The sequence below is a fragment of the Paraburkholderia saeva genome (assembly GCF_907164555.1).
GTDB lineage: Bacteria > Pseudomonadota > Gammaproteobacteria > Burkholderiales > Burkholderiaceae > Paraburkholderia > Paraburkholderia saeva.
On the sequence record NZ_CAJQZC010000005.1, the window covers coordinates 353913 to 371276 of the forward strand.

At 63.2% G+C, this 17364-nt stretch carries 18 protein-coding genes; 12 read left to right on the top strand and 6 right to left on the bottom strand.

Annotated elements, in window-relative coordinates; genetic code table 11:
- Positions 1 to 94 precede the first annotated feature (94 nt).
- A complete protein-coding gene (locus tag LPA36_RS15925) occupies positions 95 to 1075 on the top strand; it encodes a Gfo/Idh/MocA family protein (protein WP_228878341.1) in 981 nt (326 codons plus the stop codon).
- A gap of 91 nt (positions 1076 to 1166) precedes the next feature.
- Positions 1167 to 1856 (top strand): signal peptidase I, encoded by a 690-nt coding sequence (gene lepB / locus LPA36_RS15930; RefSeq protein WP_228878344.1) that lies wholly within the window; start codon positions 1167 to 1169, stop codon positions 1854 to 1856.
- A 34-nt stretch (positions 1857 to 1890) separates the two neighbouring features.
- Here the strand turns inward: lepB and LPA36_RS15935 are convergent, their stop codons facing one another.
- From LPA36_RS15935 to LPA36_RS15960, 6 genes are all read right to left on the bottom strand, one after another.
- Entirely contained in the window at positions 1891 to 2925 is a 1035-nt protein-coding gene (locus LPA36_RS15935) for a quinone-dependent dihydroorotate dehydrogenase (protein ID WP_228878345.1), read from the bottom strand.
- A gap of 55 nt (positions 2926 to 2980) precedes the next feature.
- Positions 2981 to 3829: an arginyltransferase gene (locus tag LPA36_RS15940; RefSeq protein ID WP_228878347.1), complete on the bottom strand. Its 849-nt coding sequence runs from the start codon at positions 3827 to 3829 to the stop codon at positions 2981 to 2983.
- Positions 3830 to 3958: 129 nt separating this feature from the next.
- Positions 3959 to 4696 (bottom strand): leucyl/phenylalanyl-tRNA--protein transferase, encoded by a 738-nt coding sequence (gene aat / locus LPA36_RS15945; protein WP_228878350.1) that lies wholly within the window; start codon positions 4694 to 4696, stop codon positions 3959 to 3961.
- 13 nt (positions 4697 to 4709) lie between these two features.
- Positions 4710 to 5255 (bottom strand): NUDIX hydrolase, encoded by a 546-nt coding sequence (locus tag LPA36_RS15950; RefSeq protein WP_228878353.1) that lies wholly within the window; start codon positions 5253 to 5255, stop codon positions 4710 to 4712.
- A 34-nt stretch (positions 5256 to 5289) separates the two neighbouring features.
- Entirely contained in the window at positions 5290 to 7041 is a 1752-nt protein-coding gene (locus tag LPA36_RS15955) for a hypothetical protein (RefSeq protein ID WP_228878356.1), read from the bottom strand.
- Positions 7042 to 7146: 105 nt separating this feature from the next.
- The gene (locus LPA36_RS15960) at positions 7147 to 7506 is read right to left on the bottom strand and encodes a DMT family transporter (protein ID WP_228878358.1); all 360 of its coding nucleotides are present in this window, start codon (positions 7504 to 7506) and stop codon (positions 7147 to 7149) included.
- Positions 7507 to 8030: 524 nt separating this feature from the next.
- Here LPA36_RS15960 and LPA36_RS15965 point away from each other — a divergent pair.
- The 10 genes from LPA36_RS15965 to LPA36_RS16010 all read left to right on the top strand — a co-directional run bounded on the left by LPA36_RS15965 (position 8031) and on the right by LPA36_RS16010 (position 17204).
- Positions 8031 to 9392 (top strand): site-specific integrase, encoded by a 1362-nt coding sequence (locus tag LPA36_RS15965; protein ID WP_228878360.1) that lies wholly within the window; start codon positions 8031 to 8033, stop codon positions 9390 to 9392.
- Positions 9389 to 10018, top strand: coding sequence for a hypothetical protein (locus LPA36_RS15970; RefSeq protein WP_228878363.1), 630 nt, complete (start codon positions 9389 to 9391; stop codon positions 10016 to 10018). The genes LPA36_RS15965 and LPA36_RS15970 overlap by 4 nt, the downstream gene beginning before the upstream one ends.
- Before the next feature lie 121 nt (positions 10019 to 10139).
- Positions 10140 to 10472 (top strand): hypothetical protein, encoded by a 333-nt coding sequence (locus tag LPA36_RS15975; protein WP_228878364.1) that lies wholly within the window; start codon positions 10140 to 10142, stop codon positions 10470 to 10472.
- Between the two features lie 149 nt (positions 10473 to 10621).
- A complete protein-coding gene (locus LPA36_RS15980) occupies positions 10622 to 11863 on the top strand; it encodes a hypothetical protein (RefSeq protein ID WP_228878369.1) in 1242 nt (413 codons plus the stop codon).
- Positions 11864 to 11881: 18 nt separating this feature from the next.
- Positions 11882 to 12280, top strand: coding sequence for a hypothetical protein (locus tag LPA36_RS15985; RefSeq protein ID WP_228878371.1), 399 nt, complete (start codon positions 11882 to 11884; stop codon positions 12278 to 12280).
- A gap of 62 nt (positions 12281 to 12342) precedes the next feature.
- Positions 12343 to 12525: a hypothetical protein gene (locus LPA36_RS15990; protein WP_228878372.1), complete on the top strand. Its 183-nt coding sequence runs from the start codon at positions 12343 to 12345 to the stop codon at positions 12523 to 12525.
- Positions 12526 to 12817: 292 nt separating this feature from the next.
- Positions 12818 to 13945, top strand: coding sequence for a phage major capsid protein (locus LPA36_RS15995; RefSeq protein WP_228878374.1), 1128 nt, complete (start codon positions 12818 to 12820; stop codon positions 13943 to 13945).
- A gap of 97 nt (positions 13946 to 14042) precedes the next feature.
- Positions 14043 to 16166, top strand: coding sequence for a hypothetical protein (locus LPA36_RS16000; protein WP_228878375.1), 2124 nt, complete (start codon positions 14043 to 14045; stop codon positions 16164 to 16166).
- Positions 16167 to 16299: 133 nt separating this feature from the next.
- Positions 16300 to 16905, top strand: coding sequence for a hypothetical protein (locus LPA36_RS16005; RefSeq protein WP_228878376.1), 606 nt, complete (start codon positions 16300 to 16302; stop codon positions 16903 to 16905).
- A 104-nt stretch (positions 16906 to 17009) separates the two neighbouring features.
- Positions 17010 to 17204, top strand: a complete 195-nt coding sequence (locus LPA36_RS16010; RefSeq protein ID WP_228878379.1) for a hypothetical protein — start codon at positions 17010 to 17012, stop codon at positions 17202 to 17204.
- The last annotated feature ends 160 nt before the right edge of the window (positions 17205 to 17364 follow it).

Here is a 17364-nt window from a genome sequence, read left to right on the forward strand (position 1 = left end):
GCAGGCGGACGTTCGCCCGTTCGTCGGTCAGTCTGCCCGGTGCTCACATGCGCGACAATGTCGCCTTCGGCAACTGCACTGGAACAAGCCATCGATGAAAGAAGATACCGTGATCCGCTGGGGGATCGTCGGAACGGGGCGTATTGCGCGCCGCTTTGCACAAGGCCTCGCGCACGTGCCCGCCACGCGGATCGACGCGGTGTGGTCGCGCCGCACTGAACCCGCCGCGGCGTTCGCCGCGGAGTTCGGCGGCGCCGTCTACGACAGCCTCGACGCATTCCTCGCAAGCGATATCGACGCCGTCTATATCGCCACCCATCAGGACAGCCACGCTGGTTACGCGATCGCCGCGCTTGAGGCCGGGGTTCATGTGCTGTGCGAAAAGCCCGCCACCGTCAATGCGGCGCAGCTCGATCGGGTCGTCGCGGCGGCGCACGCCGCGCAACGGCTCTTCATGGAAGCGATGAAGCCGCCGTTCTATCCGCTCTATCGCCAGTTGCGCGCGCATCTCGAAGCCGATCCGGTTGGCGCGATCGGACTCGTGCGCGCGGGCTGTTCGGTGCCGGGCGTGCCGGCGGACCATCCTTCGCTGTCGTTCGATCATGCGGGCGGCGCGCTGCTCGACATCGGCATCTACGAGATGTTTCTCGCCGTCGACTGGCTCGGTGCGCCGCTCGACGTGCAGACCATCGGCCGGCTCGGCGCGACGGGTGTGGACACGTTCGCGAGCCTCAACAGCCGCCATGAACACGGTATCGCGCAGCTCTTTTGCGGCCTCGACCTGGCAGGCAGGGGCGATGCGTTACTTGCCGCCACGGGCGGCCACGTGACGATCCACGAGAACTGGTGGAACCCCACGCGCGCGACGATCCGTTACGCGGACGGCCGTACTGTCGAACTCGATGCGCCATTCGAAGGCGGTGGCCTCAACTACGAGACCGCGCACTTCTGCGAACTGATCCGCGCGGGGCGCACGGAAAGCCCGGTCATGACGCACGCGAAATCGCGGCAGATGATCGCGATGGCCGACGCCGCGCGCGCGACGCTCGGTCTGCGCTTCGCTGCCGACGAGTGATACGATCTGCCCGATCGGGGCGTTGCAGCGAGCGCGCCACGCCCTGATCGAGCTTTCGGATTCCTTGCCGCAGGAGCAGGTCGTGACACGTATGTTGATGAGATTCTGGCGCAGCAACAAAAGCCTGATTGCCTTTCTTGCGCTGATGGTGCTGTTTCGCAGCGCCGTGGCCGACTGGAACGTCGTGCCGAGCGGCTCGATGCTGCCGACGATCCGCGAAGGCGATCGTATTCTCGTCGACAAGATGGCGTACGACCTGCGCATTCCGCTCACGCACATTGCGATCGCGCACCTGCACGATCCGCAGCGGGGCGATATCGTGACGATCGATTCGTCGGCGGCGCATGAGCTGATCGTGAAGCGGCTGATCGGCTTGCCGGGCGACCGTATCGCGATGCGCGACAACGTGCTGTACGTGAACGGCGTGCGCGCGGATTATCAGCCGATGCAGCAGCGGTCGTTGCCGGGCGATGCGCTGTCGCCGGGCGACTATCTGCGCGAGCGGTTTGGGAGTGTGTCGCACGTCGTGCGGCTCTCGGAGATCGCGCCGAGCCCGCGCCGCTCGTTCGGGCCGGTGACGGTGCCCGCGAATGCATATCTGATGCTGGGCGACAATCGCGACGACAGCGCCGATTCGCGCTACTTCGGTTTTTTTCCGCGCAATGAGCTGATGGGACGTACGCGCCGCGTCGCCTACTCGCTCGACCCGGACCACTTCTACAAGCCGCGCTTCGAGCGATTCGGCGCGGCGCTCGATGCGCAGGCGGCACGCGGCGGTTAATCAGACCGCGACGCGCTGGCCTGTGTGGTCGCGCTTATACGTTCGCGTTCGCCAGCGCCTGCGCGCATTCGGCGACGAGCGCCGGGCCGCGATAGATGAACCCGGTGTAAAGCTGCACGAGCGAAGCGCCGGCGGCGAGTTTCGCGCGGGCATCGGCGCCCGAAAAAATCCCGCCGACGCCGATGATCGGCACTGCATCGCCGACTTCCGCACGCAACTTGCGGATCACAACGTTGGACGCATCGAACACCGGCCGGCCCGACAGCCCGCCGGTTTCGTCCGCATGCGGGAGTCCCTTGACCGCTTCGCGCGAGAGCGTCGTGTTCGTGGCGATCACGCCTTCGAAGCGGTGACGCAAGAGCGTATCGGCGATCGACTTGATCTGCTCGTCGTCGAGATCCGGGGCGATTTTCAGCGCGAGCGGCACCAGCTTGCCGTGCAGGTCGGCGAGACGCTGCTGCTTGTCCTTCAGCGCGGCGAGGAGCGCATCGAGTTCGTCCGCGCCCTGCAACTGGCGCAGGTTCTTCGTATTCGGCGACGAGATGTTGACCGTCACGTAGCTCGCGAACGGATACACGCGCTCGAGACAGTACAGGTAGTCTTCGGCGGCGCGCTCGATCGGCGTGTCGGCGTTCTTGCCGATGTTCAGGCCGAGGATGCCGCGATAGCGCGCGGCCTGCACGTTCTTCACGAACTGGTCGACGCCCGCGTTGTTAAAGCCCATGCGGTTGATGACCGCGTTGGCCTCCGGCAGGCGGAACATGCGCGGGCGCGGATTGCCCGGCTGCGCGCGCGGCGTGACCGTGCCCACTTCGATCGAGCCGAAGCCGAGTGCGGCCAGACCGTCGATGCACGCGCCGTCCTTGTCGAGCCCGGCGGCGAGGCCAACCGGATTGCGGAACGTCAGACCCATGACAGTGCGCGGCGCGTCGGGCACACGCGGCGCGAGCGCGCCGGCAAGGCCGGTACGGCCGGCGGCGCCGAGCATGCGTAGCGTCAGATGGTGAGCGTCTTCCGCGTCCATGCGAAAGAGCTGGGCGCGCACGAGCGGATACAGGGAGCTGAACAAAGGGGAACTGAACACAGGACGAAGCCGGGCGGCCGGAAAATGAGAACCCGCTATTTTAGCCGATGCCGCCGCCGCGCCTGCCGTCGGGTTGGGTATCGGGTTTCGCATACGCGGCGGCGCCGACCGGAGAAAGATCGATGTTCGCGGTGTCGAGCACTTTCCAGAGACCGTCGTGCAACCCTTCAAGCGGCCGGAAATTCGCCTTGTACGCCATCTTCTGGCTCTCGCGAATCCAGTAGCCGAGGTACACGTAGGGCAGGTTCAGGCTGCGTGCCTGCTCGATCTGCCAGAGGATGTTGTACGTGCCGAAGCTCGCGTGATGCTGGTCCGGATCGAAAAACGTATACACGGACGACAGCCCGTCGCCGAGGATGTCGATCATGCTGACCATCCGCAGGACGCCCGGGAGATCGGGATGGCCGCCATGCGGCGCTTCGCGGAACTCGACGAGCCGCGAATTGATCCGGCTTTGCAGCAGGAACTGCTCGTACTGGTCGCGGCTGTCGCGATCCATGCCGCCGCCCGCGTGCCGCGCCGACTGGTAACGCATGTAAAGCGCGTAGTGTTCTTCGTCGTAGTGGAGCGGCGCGACGGACGCGATCAGCTGGCCATGCTTCTTCCACACGCGCCGTTGCGTGCGGTTCGGCTCGAAGCGCTCGACCGGCACGCGCACCGGCACGCACGCGCGGCAGCCGTCGCAGTAGGGGCGATAGGTGAAGACGCCCGAGCGCCGGAAGCCCGCCTTGACGAGTTCCGTGTAGACGTCCGAGTTGATCAGATGACTGGGCGTGGCAACCTGCGAGCGTGCGATACGCCCTTCCAGATAACTGCAAGGGTAAGGCGCTGTTGCGTAGAATTGCAGCGCCGAAAGCGGTGACAGCGGCAGCTCATTCGGGTGAGTCACGTTGGCAGCTCTCGAAGCGTTTTCGGGTCCCGCAAAGCCGGCGGTACCTGAGCGGCGCAATCCGGACAATCGCCTTCACGTGAGGCGCACTCCGCCGTTTGCACTTCAGTGTGTTCCGCAGTTTGCACATCACGCCGCACGCGTGACGACGTCGGTCAGTACAGTCTTGTCGAAGCGCCAGGGTATGGACTGCGCATCGACCGAGGCACGGACATGCGCTACGAACGCCTTGCGCGCTATCTCGCGACCGCCGAGCGAAGCCAGATGCGACGTGTTCTGCTGGCAGTCTATCATTTCTATTTCGTGACGTCGCAGGTGAGCGACAAGCGCGGCGAGCGCGATTTTCGAGGCATCCGTGACTTCGGCGAACATCGATTCGCCGAAGAACATGCGCCCGAACGACACGCCGTACAGGCCGCCGACGCGCCTGCCTTCGTGCCAGGTTTCGATACTGTGCGCATCGCCCACGCGGTGCAGCGACGTATAGGCTTCGACGACATCGGCGGTGATCCACGTGCCGCGCTGGCCGTGGCGGGGCGCGAGTGCGCATGCGCGCATCACGCTCGCGAAATCGTGATCGACGCGGATCTCCCATGCGTCGTCGCGCAGCACCCGTTTGAGCGTCTTTTTGAGCGAAGGCGAGACCTTGAACTCACCCGTCCGCAGGATCATGCGCGGGTCGGGGCTCCACCAGAGCACCGGCTGGCCATCCGAATACCACGGGAAAATGCCGCGCCGGTAGGCGTCGATGAGCCGCGAGGGCAGCAGGTCGGCGCTCGCGGCAAGGAGGCCGGGCGCGCCGCTTGCCGCCCCGAGCGCGCGCTCGACGGGCGGAAACGGATCGTCGGGTCCGAGCCAGGGCACCATGCTCGCGGACCGCTCAGCCGTCGCGCAGCGAGCGGAAGATGTCGCCGGTGTGCAGGCCGTAGTTGCCTGACGCACGATCGGCGAAGAAGAACCGGAGTGTCTGGCCGACCGTCGGGAACGCGATGTCGTCCCACGGAATTTCGTGTTCCTCGAAGAGGCGCACTTCGAGGCTTTCCTCGCCGGCGGCGACGTCGAGGTCGAGCAGTCGCGCCATGTAGAAGAGGTGCACCTGATGCACATGCGGCACGTTGAGGAGCGAGAACAGGTTCTGCACTTCGACGCGCGCCCCAGCTTCTTCCAGCGTTTCGCGCGACGCCGCTTCGGCCGTGGTTTCGCCCATTTCCATGAAGCCCGCGGGGAGCGTCCAGTAGCCGTAACGCGGTTCGATCGCGCGGCGGCACAGCAGCACCTTGTCGTCCCACACGGGAACGGTGCCGACCACGTTGCGCGGATTCTGATAGTGCACGGTACCGCAATCAGCGCAAATGAAGCGCTCGCGGTTGTCGCCGGGCGGAATGCCGAGGCTGACTGCGTGGCCGCAGACGGAGCAGAATTTCATGGAAAAGGGGAGGAGGAACGGTGATGGGAGTTTATCACCGGGGCGGGTGTTCACGCCGGCCGACGGTTGTCGCGGGCGCTACCCGGGCAGCGGCCTGGGCCGGATCTGCGTGGAAGTCATCCGGAACGGGCCAGAATCCGGCCGGTATATTGCCGGAATCCGCCGGGAAATGCCCTGGATATGCCCTGGATATGCGTGGGTCGGCCTGGCGGCACGCGCGGCGTTCGAACAGTGACCAGTCGGGTACTTCCTTCACAAGCACTACGTCGCATTCGTCGTTCTTGAAGAGCGTCGCAGGGAGCGGTTTCGTGTGGCGCACGAAGAAATAGCGGTACACGCGGCCGTCCACGGCGTGCCAGTCGAAACCTTCCGCCGTCGATTCCTGCGGACCCGGCCTTACCGCGGGCACGCGATCTGGCCGGAAGCGCACGATCTGCGGGAGGAAGAAAGCAAAGTTGAAATCGACGAAACCGTGCCGCTCGGCCTGATACCACAGCGGAAACGTGTGGTAGGTCCAGAGGTTGTGGACGATCGGGCTTTCAGGCGCGAAGATCAGGCTGAGCGCGCGCTGGCCCGGTTCGGTCGTCGAAAGCAATGTTTCGAACGGCGCGTTCTCGACGGCGAAGCGATGTTCGCGCACCGCCAGTACGCCCAGATACGACCAGCAGAACAGCACGATCACGAGTTGAGTGAGCCGCACGACCACCGGCGACGCTGCGCGTCTTGCGAAAGCGGGGTCAGCCTGAAACATCAGCGCATAGAGGGGCAACAGGAAGATCGGGAAGCGCTGATAGAGAAGTGCAATGCCGAGCGCGTCGGACGGCGCACAAAACCAGACGAACACCATTGCGAGCATCGGCAGCCATGCCGTCGGGTCGCGGTAGTTGAGCTTCGCGCGCAGCAGCCACGGCGCCGCCAGCAGGAACGCCGCGCCGATCAGGAAGTACGCGTCCTTCATCTCGGTGGCGAGCGTGTAGAGCACGAAGTTGTAGACGCGGTGCCAGCCGAACGGACCGGTCCAGTCCCATGCCATGCCCGACGAAGCCTGCGTCGCCGCCCCCTGTATGACAAGATCGTTTTGACGCACGTAGATCAGATAGCCGAGTGTCAGCGCGGCGAGCAGCACGTACGGAACAAGCGCACGGATGATACGCGCCGGTTGTCGCGTGAAGCACGGAATAAACGCCGCGCCGACGGCGCACGCGAATACGAATACGAGTCCATGCGAGAAAAACATCACCACGCCGGTGACGGTCAGACTGATTCCGCCCACGATGCCAGGCGCACGCGCAAAGCGTCGCGCGAGGAGCAGGAAGTAAAGTCCGACCGGCACGGCAAGCAGATACGTATAGAAGCCGTATTGATACGCAAAGCCAAAAAAGCCAGGTACGAATAGCCAGTCGAGTCTCGCATCGGCTTCGTATTCCTTGCGGAGTGCCACGCCCGCTGCGACGTACGCGTAGAACGCGAGCATCATGAAGAGCTTCATCGCGCTCACGACCGGTATCACGTACGACAGCACGAACGCGAGGCCGTACCCGAGCAGATAGGGCGTGAAGTAGTTGGCGCGCACGAGATCGGCCCACGCCGACGTACCGCTCACCAGATCATGCAACAGCGCGACCTGGGCCGCGTGCTGAGGCAGATCGCCCATCGGCGGACGCGGCGCGATCCAGAACAGCGCGCCAGCCATCAGCACTGTGGCGATGAAGAGAATCCGGCAGAGCCACGCACCCGTACCGTGGTGACGATCGACAGAAGCGAGTGAAGCGGAAGCGGTATTCATTGTTAACCTCGTTTACCGGGCACGTTCACCGCACATGCGAAACGCTGCTGCATTCATTGTCGCGATCGTCTCCAGCCTGTGCAACGGGAATGCCTTGCTGGCCGCTCAGGCCTGCGGCGTAACCGATGAAAAAAGGAGAAACACGCCCACCAGCAGGAAGCCCGCGCCGGTCAGCGTCCTTAACGTCAATGCCTCGTTGCTCACCACGCCGAAGACAAAAATTTCGAATACCGTAACGCCAACCATCAACGGATATGCGACGCTCAGTTCGATCTTTTTGAGCGCGATGGCATAAAAAATAAAGCCAAGGCCGTAGGCGCCCAGCGCGCCGACACGCAACAGCATGGCCTGGTTGAACAGTGCGGAAAGGTGGCTGAAATCGTCAGCCGATTTGCCGGCGACCCGAAGCAGCACACTCGCCGTTGCACTACAGGTGCCGCTTAGCAGCAGAAATATTATGTACATTGTGGCGTGTCGCTGGCGTCAGGAGTCGGCGTGCCGCATCGACACGAATCGACACTGTGCGGCACTGCGTTTTCGCAAAACATACAGGGACGACGATTTGACGTGTGTTCGCTAACCCACGTCGCGCAATATCCGAGGGATCAGGGGGGCGCAGAAGGGAGCGAACGAGCGATTGAGAACGACGTTTTGCAGCCGGAGAGCGGGCACGCAGCGAGAGCCGCGGCGACCGAAAGGGACGAGCAGAAAGCAAAGATCAAAAACAAAAAGCCCATCGCAGAGATGGGCTTTGAATTCTTTCGAGGACTGGCTTTAGACCATTCACACGCGACTTGTTTGAATGGTTGCGGGGGTAGGATTTGAACCTACGACCTTCGGGTTATGAGCCCGATTTCACCGGGTTACTACGGGTTACGTCTGGCTACCAGTGTTTTAAAATCAACGACTTATGGATATGATGGGCTGCTGATGTTGCTCGCCGTCTACGGCGGCTATTGCCCAAAATTAACCCAAAAAGAGTCGAAACCATGCCCAGACCCCGTTCGCGCGTCGAAATCAACCGCGACTTCATGCGCGCCCTCGCGCCTTCAGGAACCTTTCAGGAATACGCCGACTCGGCGCTGACCGGTTTCACCGTGCGCGTCACGCCCGCCGGGGCGATCCAGTACAACCTGCGGTACCGCAAGCCTGACGGTTCGTTCGGGCGCAAGCGGATCGGCCGCTGGCCGGAAATGTCCGCGGCGCAGGCTCGTGACGCGGTGCGCCTCGAACTCGAACAGACCCCGCAGAAGCAGGACACGCCCGCCGTGGTCGAGGAAAAGAAGCGCCGGCGCGTCGAGAGCGTGCGGCGCGCGCACGGCTGCCCCAGCCTGCGGACCTTCCTCGACGCCGACTATGTGGGTTATCTCGAAGCGAACGACATCAGCACGGCCAATGCCAATGTCATCCGCTCGTCATTTGAGGACCTGCTCGACCGGCCGCTCAATGAGCTCACGCCCTGGGTGCTTGAAAGCTGGAAAGCGCGCACCGCGAAAACTGGCGTCAAACCGAAGACCATCGCAAACAAGTTGCACGCGCTGCAAGGTTTGCTGCGCGTCGCCGTCAAGGCCGGTCACCTTACCGACAACCCGGCGAAAGAGGTCCCGCGCAACGGCCGCGCCGATGTCGTCGTGCGCTATCTGTCCGCCGACGAACGTGAAAGGCTGTATGCGGCAATGACTGTGCGCGAGGAAGCCAACCGCGACGCACGGCACCGCACCATCGCGCACCGCCGGATGCGCAAGCTGCCCGCCCCGCCATCGCTGCGCCACGTGCGCTACACCGATCACCTGCAGCCGCTCGTCGTGACGGCGCTTCACACCGGCATGAGAAAAGGCGAACTGCTCGCGCTCGAATGGGCCGATGTCGACCTCGAGGTCCGCACGATCCATGTGCGGCGCGGCACGACCAAGGATGACGAACGGCGCGACATCCCGATTACCGACGAACTGTTCGAGTGTTTCACCACATGGAAGCCGCTCGCGCACCGCGTGTATGTGTTCGGCAACCGCGAGACCGACGCGCGGCTCACGGACTTCTCGAACGCGTGGGAGGCGCTGCTGGAGGCCGCACAGATCCCGAACTTCCGCTTTCACGACTGCCGGCACGACTACGCAAGCAAGCTGGTCGCAGCGGGCGTCGACCTGAACCGCGTGCGCGCGCTGCTCGGTCACGCCGACCTGAAAACGGTGCTGCGCTACGCGCATCTGGCACCCGACCATCTGCACGAAGCAATCGACCGGACCTTCAACGCGCCGCGTCGGGAGTCGAAGCGCAAGCGCGCACCGACCGCCGTTGCGCTGCTCGACACCCCAAAAAAGGCGCGTGTTCGTGCGGTGCGTGCGTCATGAGCGACTTGCACTTCGACGGCGCGACGCTTGCCGAACTGCGCGCGATGTATGAGGCGAGCGCCGAGGGGCGCGTAGACGACGAGGCGATCGACCTGTTCGTGCGCGAACTTGAGGACTGCGCGAGTACGGCGCCACAACTGGCAGCTGCGCAACTGCCGACGCAGAAGGAACGCGTACGGCAGTTCAACCGCGTCGCCGGTCATCTGATGGACCTGCATGAAGCGCTCAGCGAGCTCGACTCAGCGGCACGCGGCTGGTGGCTCAAGGAAATCACGAACGCTCTTCCGGGCGTGGGCCGAACCGACGTGCCCGCGGCCGCATTCATGGCGCAGATGCAGCTGCTCGCCCCGGACCTGCTGACCGGCCTGCAGCAGCTCCAGCTCGTCACGCAGCATGCCGCGCGCACGCTGCCGAAAGCGGTGCGACCGGAGCGCCCGGCGATGTTCGCGGCGCGCGGTGTCATCTACACGTTTGAGAATCACCTGCTACCGGTCGAGGCTGGCGAGAACAGCTTCGCCGCCGCTGCGCTACGTGCGGTGCTGCGTCTGATGGACACTACTGCCGACGAAGCCACGCGCGTGGGCTACTGGCTGCAGAAGGCCGTCGGCGAACGCCCGTATCCGTAGCACATCACGCCGCACGCTGCCAAACAAAAAGCCGTCCAGAAACTGGGCGGCTTTTTTGTTAGAAATCCGGGTCGTCGCTCGCTACGCTAAAGGCATTCACCTCAAGTACTGGGAGTCTTCGATGATCCGCACGAGTACGCCACACGCCGAAGTTGCCGAGGTCCCTGCCGCGTCTCCGGAGGACCGTTCCGGAACCGCGCATCACGCCGCCTATACACCGGGCGCGCTCTCGCTGCGGGAGTTTTGCGAGGCCTACGGCCTCAATCGCGCGACCGTCTTCAAGCTGCGCCGCGAGGGGCTTGGACCGGACGAACTGGTCGTCGGCCGGCGCATTCTGATCACGCACGCAGCGGCTCGCGAATGGGAAATGCGTATGCAGGCGCGCGCCCGTACCGAGCGGATCAAGCGCAACCAGGCAACCGGCAAATCGTCCGCGATAGTCGAACCGGCCTGAGCGGAGGCCGCAATGTCCACCAACAAAAACGCCCGGCAGGACGGGCCGGGCGCGACGAGCACATCATGGAATGAATCGAGCGCGCAGAGCAGCGCGCCTTCGCAGCGTAGCGCTTCATGCGCACGGCCGCAAGCCAGCGGGAAGCCGTCATGAGCGGTGCGGCGATGAAGTGGGTGATGCCGGATAGGGACGAACCGCCGAAGTTCACCGATATGCACGCGGAGAAGAAATGGTTTCTCGCTTGCCTCGCATGGGAAGCAAACCGTTTCGATAACCGCATCTGCGCCGAGGACGACCGCGATATCATCACACTCGCCCGCGAGGCGGGTGTGAGCGTACGCGCGGCCCGGCGATACGTGAAGCAGTTCGTGACCGAAGGCATCCTCGAAGTGGTCGGCCGCACCGGCTATCACAACCGCGTCGTGATTTATCTGTTCACGATGCAGCGCACCCGCATTGCAGAAAACGCGCGTCCGAAACGTGCCAGCAACAGCACTATTCAGGATCACGCGAAAAGTGCCAGCAACGACACCATTCAAATGGCGCGAAACATGCCAGAAGATGCATCGAATGGTGACAGCAACGACACTCGAATGGTGCCAGCAGTTACATCGAATGGTGCGGGCAACAGCACTATTCAACCGCCCTCTATATATGGTTTACAAGAACTACCAAGTAAACCACAAGAAAAGCACAACGCTCATTGGCGCGTGCCTAGTCCCGTTTCGCGGGCGAAGCCGCGACCGCGCGATGACGCGGATATCACGAGTAATGCAGCGCACCAGTCCGCAGTCGCTCAGGCGATGGCGATGATCGACGAGTTCTATCCGCACTGCGAGACGAAAACGCGCGGCGAGGTCGAAGAAGGCTGCCTGCACTTCGCGGAGAACGGCGTGGGCCTCGAAGACATGCGCGAGGCGATCAGGACGGCGAAGCGCAAGCAGAAGCCCGGCAGCAAACTCGGGTGGGCGGCAGTGGCCAACGTACTCGACGGCGTGCTGGCTACGCGCAAGTCGGTCATTGGATACCACCAGGCGCAGGACGAGCAGATCAGACGCGGCGCGCAGCAACTCGAAGCGATCTTCGAACGCCACCTCGACAAGCCCTCGTGGACTTCTGGCTGCACCCGGGCCCACATGGGCGAATGGCTCTGCCGCTGCGTTGCGTGGCACAAGGTCGACGTTGCCATGTTCGAGGCCGCCTGCCGCGACGCGAAGAAGAATGCCAATGGACGGGTGCCTACGTGGAAGACCGTGCGCGACTTGATCGACAAGCGAGTGAAGGCGCGCAATAGCGGGGCGCAACACGCCGCAGGAAACAAACCAAATTTTGACCGGCCCGGCGCAATGCCGGGCTCTTTCATCGCGCAGGGCAACTCGACCCTGCACTAGCTGCAAGCGAGGTATGTCATGAAATTCCAGTCTGATCCTGCCGGGCTCGACCGTCGCACCGCCGACGCGCTGCATTGCTGCCGCGACCTGTTCGCCGAAGCGCAACGCACCCTCACGATCACCATTCACGGCGATTTGCCGACGGTTGTCGATACCGTGCGACAGCACTACGCCTCGGTGCGGACCGTGCTGTCCAGTCCACTGGCGCTCGATGCGCTCGGGATGTTTGCGATCCAGCAATGCCGCGCGGGTGACACGCTCGCGCCGCACCAGGCGCGTGACGCTCTGCTCGATCCGCAGCAGCGTCACACTGCCGGCACCGGTTGCGTGCATGTGTTGTTGCTGGCGCTGAACTTGGCTGAACGTCGAGCGCGTGGGCTTCTTGACGTGACGCCGGCCAGCACGTTGCTGAACTGATTGTCGAGTGCCGCGCGGGAGACTATCGTTCGCATATCGAATGGACTCACGCGGGGTGTGCGATGGCCGCGAACGCGGGCGAGATCGTGATTCAACGTTTGGTTGATGACGTGCAAAGCGGTCGCATTCGATGGGTCGCACGCGTCAAGGATATTGACGAAATGCAACCGATGACCCTGGTGCGACGCAGGCAATGGGAAACCGAACGCAAGCGGCGACAGCGTGACGCGAAGAAGCCGCGATGACGCGTGAGCAGGACGGTGGGGAGCGGCCGCAGGGGCGGAGAAAGACTGGAAAGCGTTCCGGCAGAACACCTCGGGCAATGGTTTTTATACATTTTCGCGTTATCGCAACAGGGGGTTGATTACCTCCCGGAACAGGATCACCAACGGCGAAAACTGGCCGTGCCTCTGATCATGCGTGATGCTTGAGGAGGTGTTAAGTCCCGCGCTGGCTGCGCGGGCGCACTCTGCGCGATGCAGAATCTGGGGCGACCGTGTGAAACCGCCGTGAAGGAGGAAATCGCAGGAGTCCACCATGGACATGACCGAAATCAAGAAGGCGCTGGACGAAACGTTTAACCCGATCAAGGAAAGACTGACGAAACTGGAAGCGAACACGATCGATCTGGGTCAGAAACTGGCTGGACGGACCGAAGGATTATTCAGCGGCGTCGTCGGCGAAGGCTACCGCGAGACGCTCGGCGCCCTCGCCGCGAAGTCGCTGTGGGAAAAATGGGAAGGCGGCAACGGCGCGACGCGTGTGAAGGTCTCGCTGAACGACGTCAGCACGAAAGCGGTGCTGTCGTCACAGGCCGATCCGGCAAACGGCTATCCGGTCGCGCCGCAACAGCAGGTTGTGACGCCGATCATCCTGCCGTACTTCTGGTCGAGCCTCTCCTCGGTGCCAGTGACATCGAACGCTATCGAGGTCGTGAAGGCGGACTTCACGAACAACGCCGCGGTGGTGGCCGAAGGTGCGCTGAAGCCGGAAAGCACGAACGGCTTTTCGAGCGAGCTGTCGCCGGTCGTCACAATCGCGACGTGGAAACTCGCCAGCCGTCAGGTGCTCGATGACGTGCCGCAGCTGCAGGGCTTCATCAACACGGAGCTGCGCGACGCGGTGAACCAGACGGTCGACACTCAGGTGCTCTCAGGCAGCGGCGCGGGCGGCAACCTGCTCGGTTTGATGACCGGTGGCACGCAGGTCGACGGCGCCACTGGGGATAACCGGCTCGACACCCTGCTCGGCGCGGTGGCGTCGCTCCAGGCGATGGGCGCGACGCGGGTCGTGGTCGGCCTGAACCCGGTTGACCTGATCGCGATGGCGACCATGAAAGGCAGCGACGGGCAGTACATGCTCAATCCGCTGGCACCGCTGACCGGCGTGCTCGGCGCGAGCTTCGTGCCCAGCGCCGGCGTGCCTGCTGGCCAGTACGTCGCCTGTGCAACGCCGCAGGGTGCTTACGTGGGCTTGCGGCAAGGCATCACGGTCGAAGTCTCGCGCGAGGACCGCGACAACTTCGTGAAAAACATGGTCACGATGCTCAGCGAAATGCGCCTCGCGCTGGTGATCCAGCGACCGGAACTGGTGTTCTACGGCGCGCTCGTCGAACCCGTCGCGCCCGGTGGCGAATCCGCAAGGTCCAAGGCTTCGAAGTCGTAACCCTCTTGCGTCGGGGGCGCTTGCGCACCCGGCACCCAGGCGGCGCGGCGCCCGCAGGAAACCGCGCATTTTTCTGTTCTGCCGCCGGGGGTAAATCATGGCTTCAGCAGGAACGCTTACCTTTGACATCGCCGCCGATGTCTCGCGTCTGCGCACCGACATGGGCAAGGCGACCAAGGAGATCAACAGCGCGCTCGATTCGATCCGCAAGTCGAGCGCGGCCGAAGCCGCGATCAGCGGCGCGGAGTTCGCCGAAGAATGGGCGAAGGCGTTCAGCGAAAAGATCATGGCCGCCATCGACCAGGGCGACGCCATTGGCAAACTCGCGCAGCGCATCGGCACGACGACCGAAGCGCTGTCCGCGCTCACCTACGCGGGCTCGTTCGCGGGCGCGACGGTCGAGGACCTGACGGCCGGTTTCAAGGGGATGAACAAGTCCCTGCTCGATGCGCGCGATCCGCTCTCGGAAGCGGCATCAGCCTACAAGTCATTCGGCCTGAACGTGGCCGAACTGCAGCGGATGGACCCGGCCGAAGCGTTCAACGAGATCGCGGAGGCGGTCAGCAAGTACGCGGACGGCGCGCAGAAAGGCGCGGCGGTGAACGCGATTTTCGGCAAGTCCGCCCAGGTCCTGATCCCGCTGCTCGATGGCGGCAAGGAAGGACTCGCCGCGGCGCGTGAGGAAGCGGAGAAGCTCGGCCTGATCATCTCGGGCAGTACTGCCCGCGCGATGTCGGATTTTAACGATGACGTCGACCGCCTGAAGAAGGTCAGCGAAGGCGCGGCGATGCAGGTCGCGGAACGGCTCGTGCCCGCGCTCGATGAACTCGTGCGCTCGATGGGCGACGCGAATGTCGCGGGCGGCGTGTGGCAACAGACGCTCAAGTGGCTGGGCGACAACATGAGCGACCTCGTGCTGGGCGCGATCAATCTCGCGACGGGCGTCGGCATTCTTGGCAAGGCGGTCGCGGACTACGGCAACGTGGTTGACCTCGTGAAGCAAGGCCAGTTCAAGGAAGCGTGGTACACGGCCGGCGACATCGAGGACAAGGCCGGCAAAGACATCGACGCGCTGAAGGACCGGATCGGCAAGGCGATGGACCTTCAGCGCGAAATGTCCAATAACCCGATTGACCTTGGCCGGGGCACGGACGACTGGGGCACGAAGAAGGCGAACGACTTCACGGGCGCGATCGATGCCGCAGCGGCCGCGTCGAAGAAGGCCGCGAAGGAAGCGGACGTTTTCAAGTCGATCATGGAATCGATCGACCAGCAGGCCGCGAAGATGGTCGCAATGGGCGACCCGTTCAAGGAGTTTCTGGCGAACCCGAAACTGCAAAGCCTGCCGCCCGAGCTCCAGCAGAAACTGATCGACTACGAGAAACAGGTCCTCGACACGACCGATGCGCTCAAGTTGCAGAAGGCCGCGCAGGACGCTGTAACAGAGGGCCAGCAGGAAGCGCTCGATGACGAGATCGCGGCCATCGATGCGCGCGAAAAGTTCGTCAAGGCCACGCTCGATTCGCTCGATCCGACGCGCCAGTACATCGAGAACATCAAGGCGGTGGACGACGCGCTTCAGCACAAGACCGTCACCGAGAAGGAAGCGATTGCGATGGAGGAGTACTTCGAGAAAAGACTCCAGGACGACCTGAGCAAGAAGAGCCAGTCCGAGATGCTCAACCAGATCACCGACGCGATCAACCAGTTCGGCAAGACGTCCTCCGATGCCTTTGTCGACTTCATCGCCGGGACCGGTGCCGCGTCGCAGTCGTTTAGCCAGATGGTCTCCAGCATGCTGGTCGACATCGCGAAGATGCTCGTCTATCAGACCGTGTTCAAAAGCATGTTCGAGGGGATCAACTCGGGCGTGAAGGGCTTCGGCGGCGTGATATCGGACTGGGCGCAGTCTCAGGCCATCGGCCGGATGTCGGGCGGTCCTGTTGAAGCGGGCATGCTGTACGAGGTCAATGAGCTGCCCTACCGCAAGGAGTTCTTCATCCCGGCTACGTCAGGAAAGATCGTCACCGATGCGAACGGCGCGGGCTCGGGAGGAACACCCGTGACGATCAATGTCCGCGTCAACAATGACGGCACCAGCCGGCAGGACAATCCGGCCGACGATGGCCGCAAGGCGACGGAACTCGCGAAGCGCATCGCGGCGGTGACGCGTCAGGTCATCGCCACCGAGAAGCGCAGCGGGGGATTGCTCGCGAGCTGATTGCACGGCGGCGCTGTGCTTCGGTGTAGGCTTCATCGAGGCTCATCTTCCCTTCGATGATTTGCGGGACCATCTCAGGACAAAACGCGTTCACCGCGCGGGCGTATGATAGCCAGTATCAGGAGCCCGCGGTATGAGCACAAGCGCCAGTGAGCGGACCATCGCCACCGATGGCCGCACCTATCCGAAAGATCGCGCGGCGCACCGTGAAGCGATTCGCGCCGCGATTGAAGCCAACCCCGCCGCCACCAATACCGACATCGCGAAACGTGTGCATGCGTCGCGCGATTTGGTCATCGCCGTGCGAAAAGAGACCGGTAGCGCAAACGCGCTGATCGCACTTGAGGCGACACGTCAGGCGTTGATCGTAGCCGATGAGATTTCGGACGTGAAGAACATTCGCGACAAAGCCAAAGGCATCCAGACATGGGCGCGCGAAGCAAGCGATACCGCCATGTTTGAAAAAGCCACTCGTCTTTTCATGGAGGCGGAACGGCGCGCGGGTGAATTGCTCGGTGCGATGAAGGACAAATTAGCCACGCCTGCGGACGGCGCAAAGTTTGGCGCAAACAAACACTTGTTCCCGGAAGGAACGAGTGATTTGCCGACTACGCTCGTGAGATGCGTGAAGAAGAAATGCTTTTTGCCGCAAAATCCTTTGCGACTTCCGAACGCTTGCCACGGTGCGTCGTTACCGCTGGAAAGCGCACCGCAACGAGCATCGCTTTTTGCCCTTTAGTGAGGTCGCGCCGTTCGAGGTTCGCGTCGGCGATGAAGGCGTCTTGATCTTCACCGTTTAGCGTGATCGACAGTGCGATATGGTGTCGTTTTTCAGGAGGCGACATGCCAGCAACGATCACGAGATTCAAATCACGCAGCCAGCCGCGCGTCGTGCGGCGCGTGTCTGTCACGCTGGCCGGCGAGCACCGCGAGCGCATCGAGGCCGCGGCGAAGCGGCTCGGCGTGTCCGCGCAGGACTTCATGCGCTATGCAGCGTCGAAGTTTGCGGAACGCTTCGAGGATGAACGCGCGGTCTGATCGAAGTCTGCGCTGAGGAGACCCAGGCAGTCACACGAGAATCGTCAGCACGGCCGCAAATCGCGCCGTGGTGACGCTGGCGACCTCGGGCCTATGTCGTCGCAAGGGTGAACGACCCGAACGCCCCAGAACGCCCAAAACAAAAAACCCGCGCGAAGGC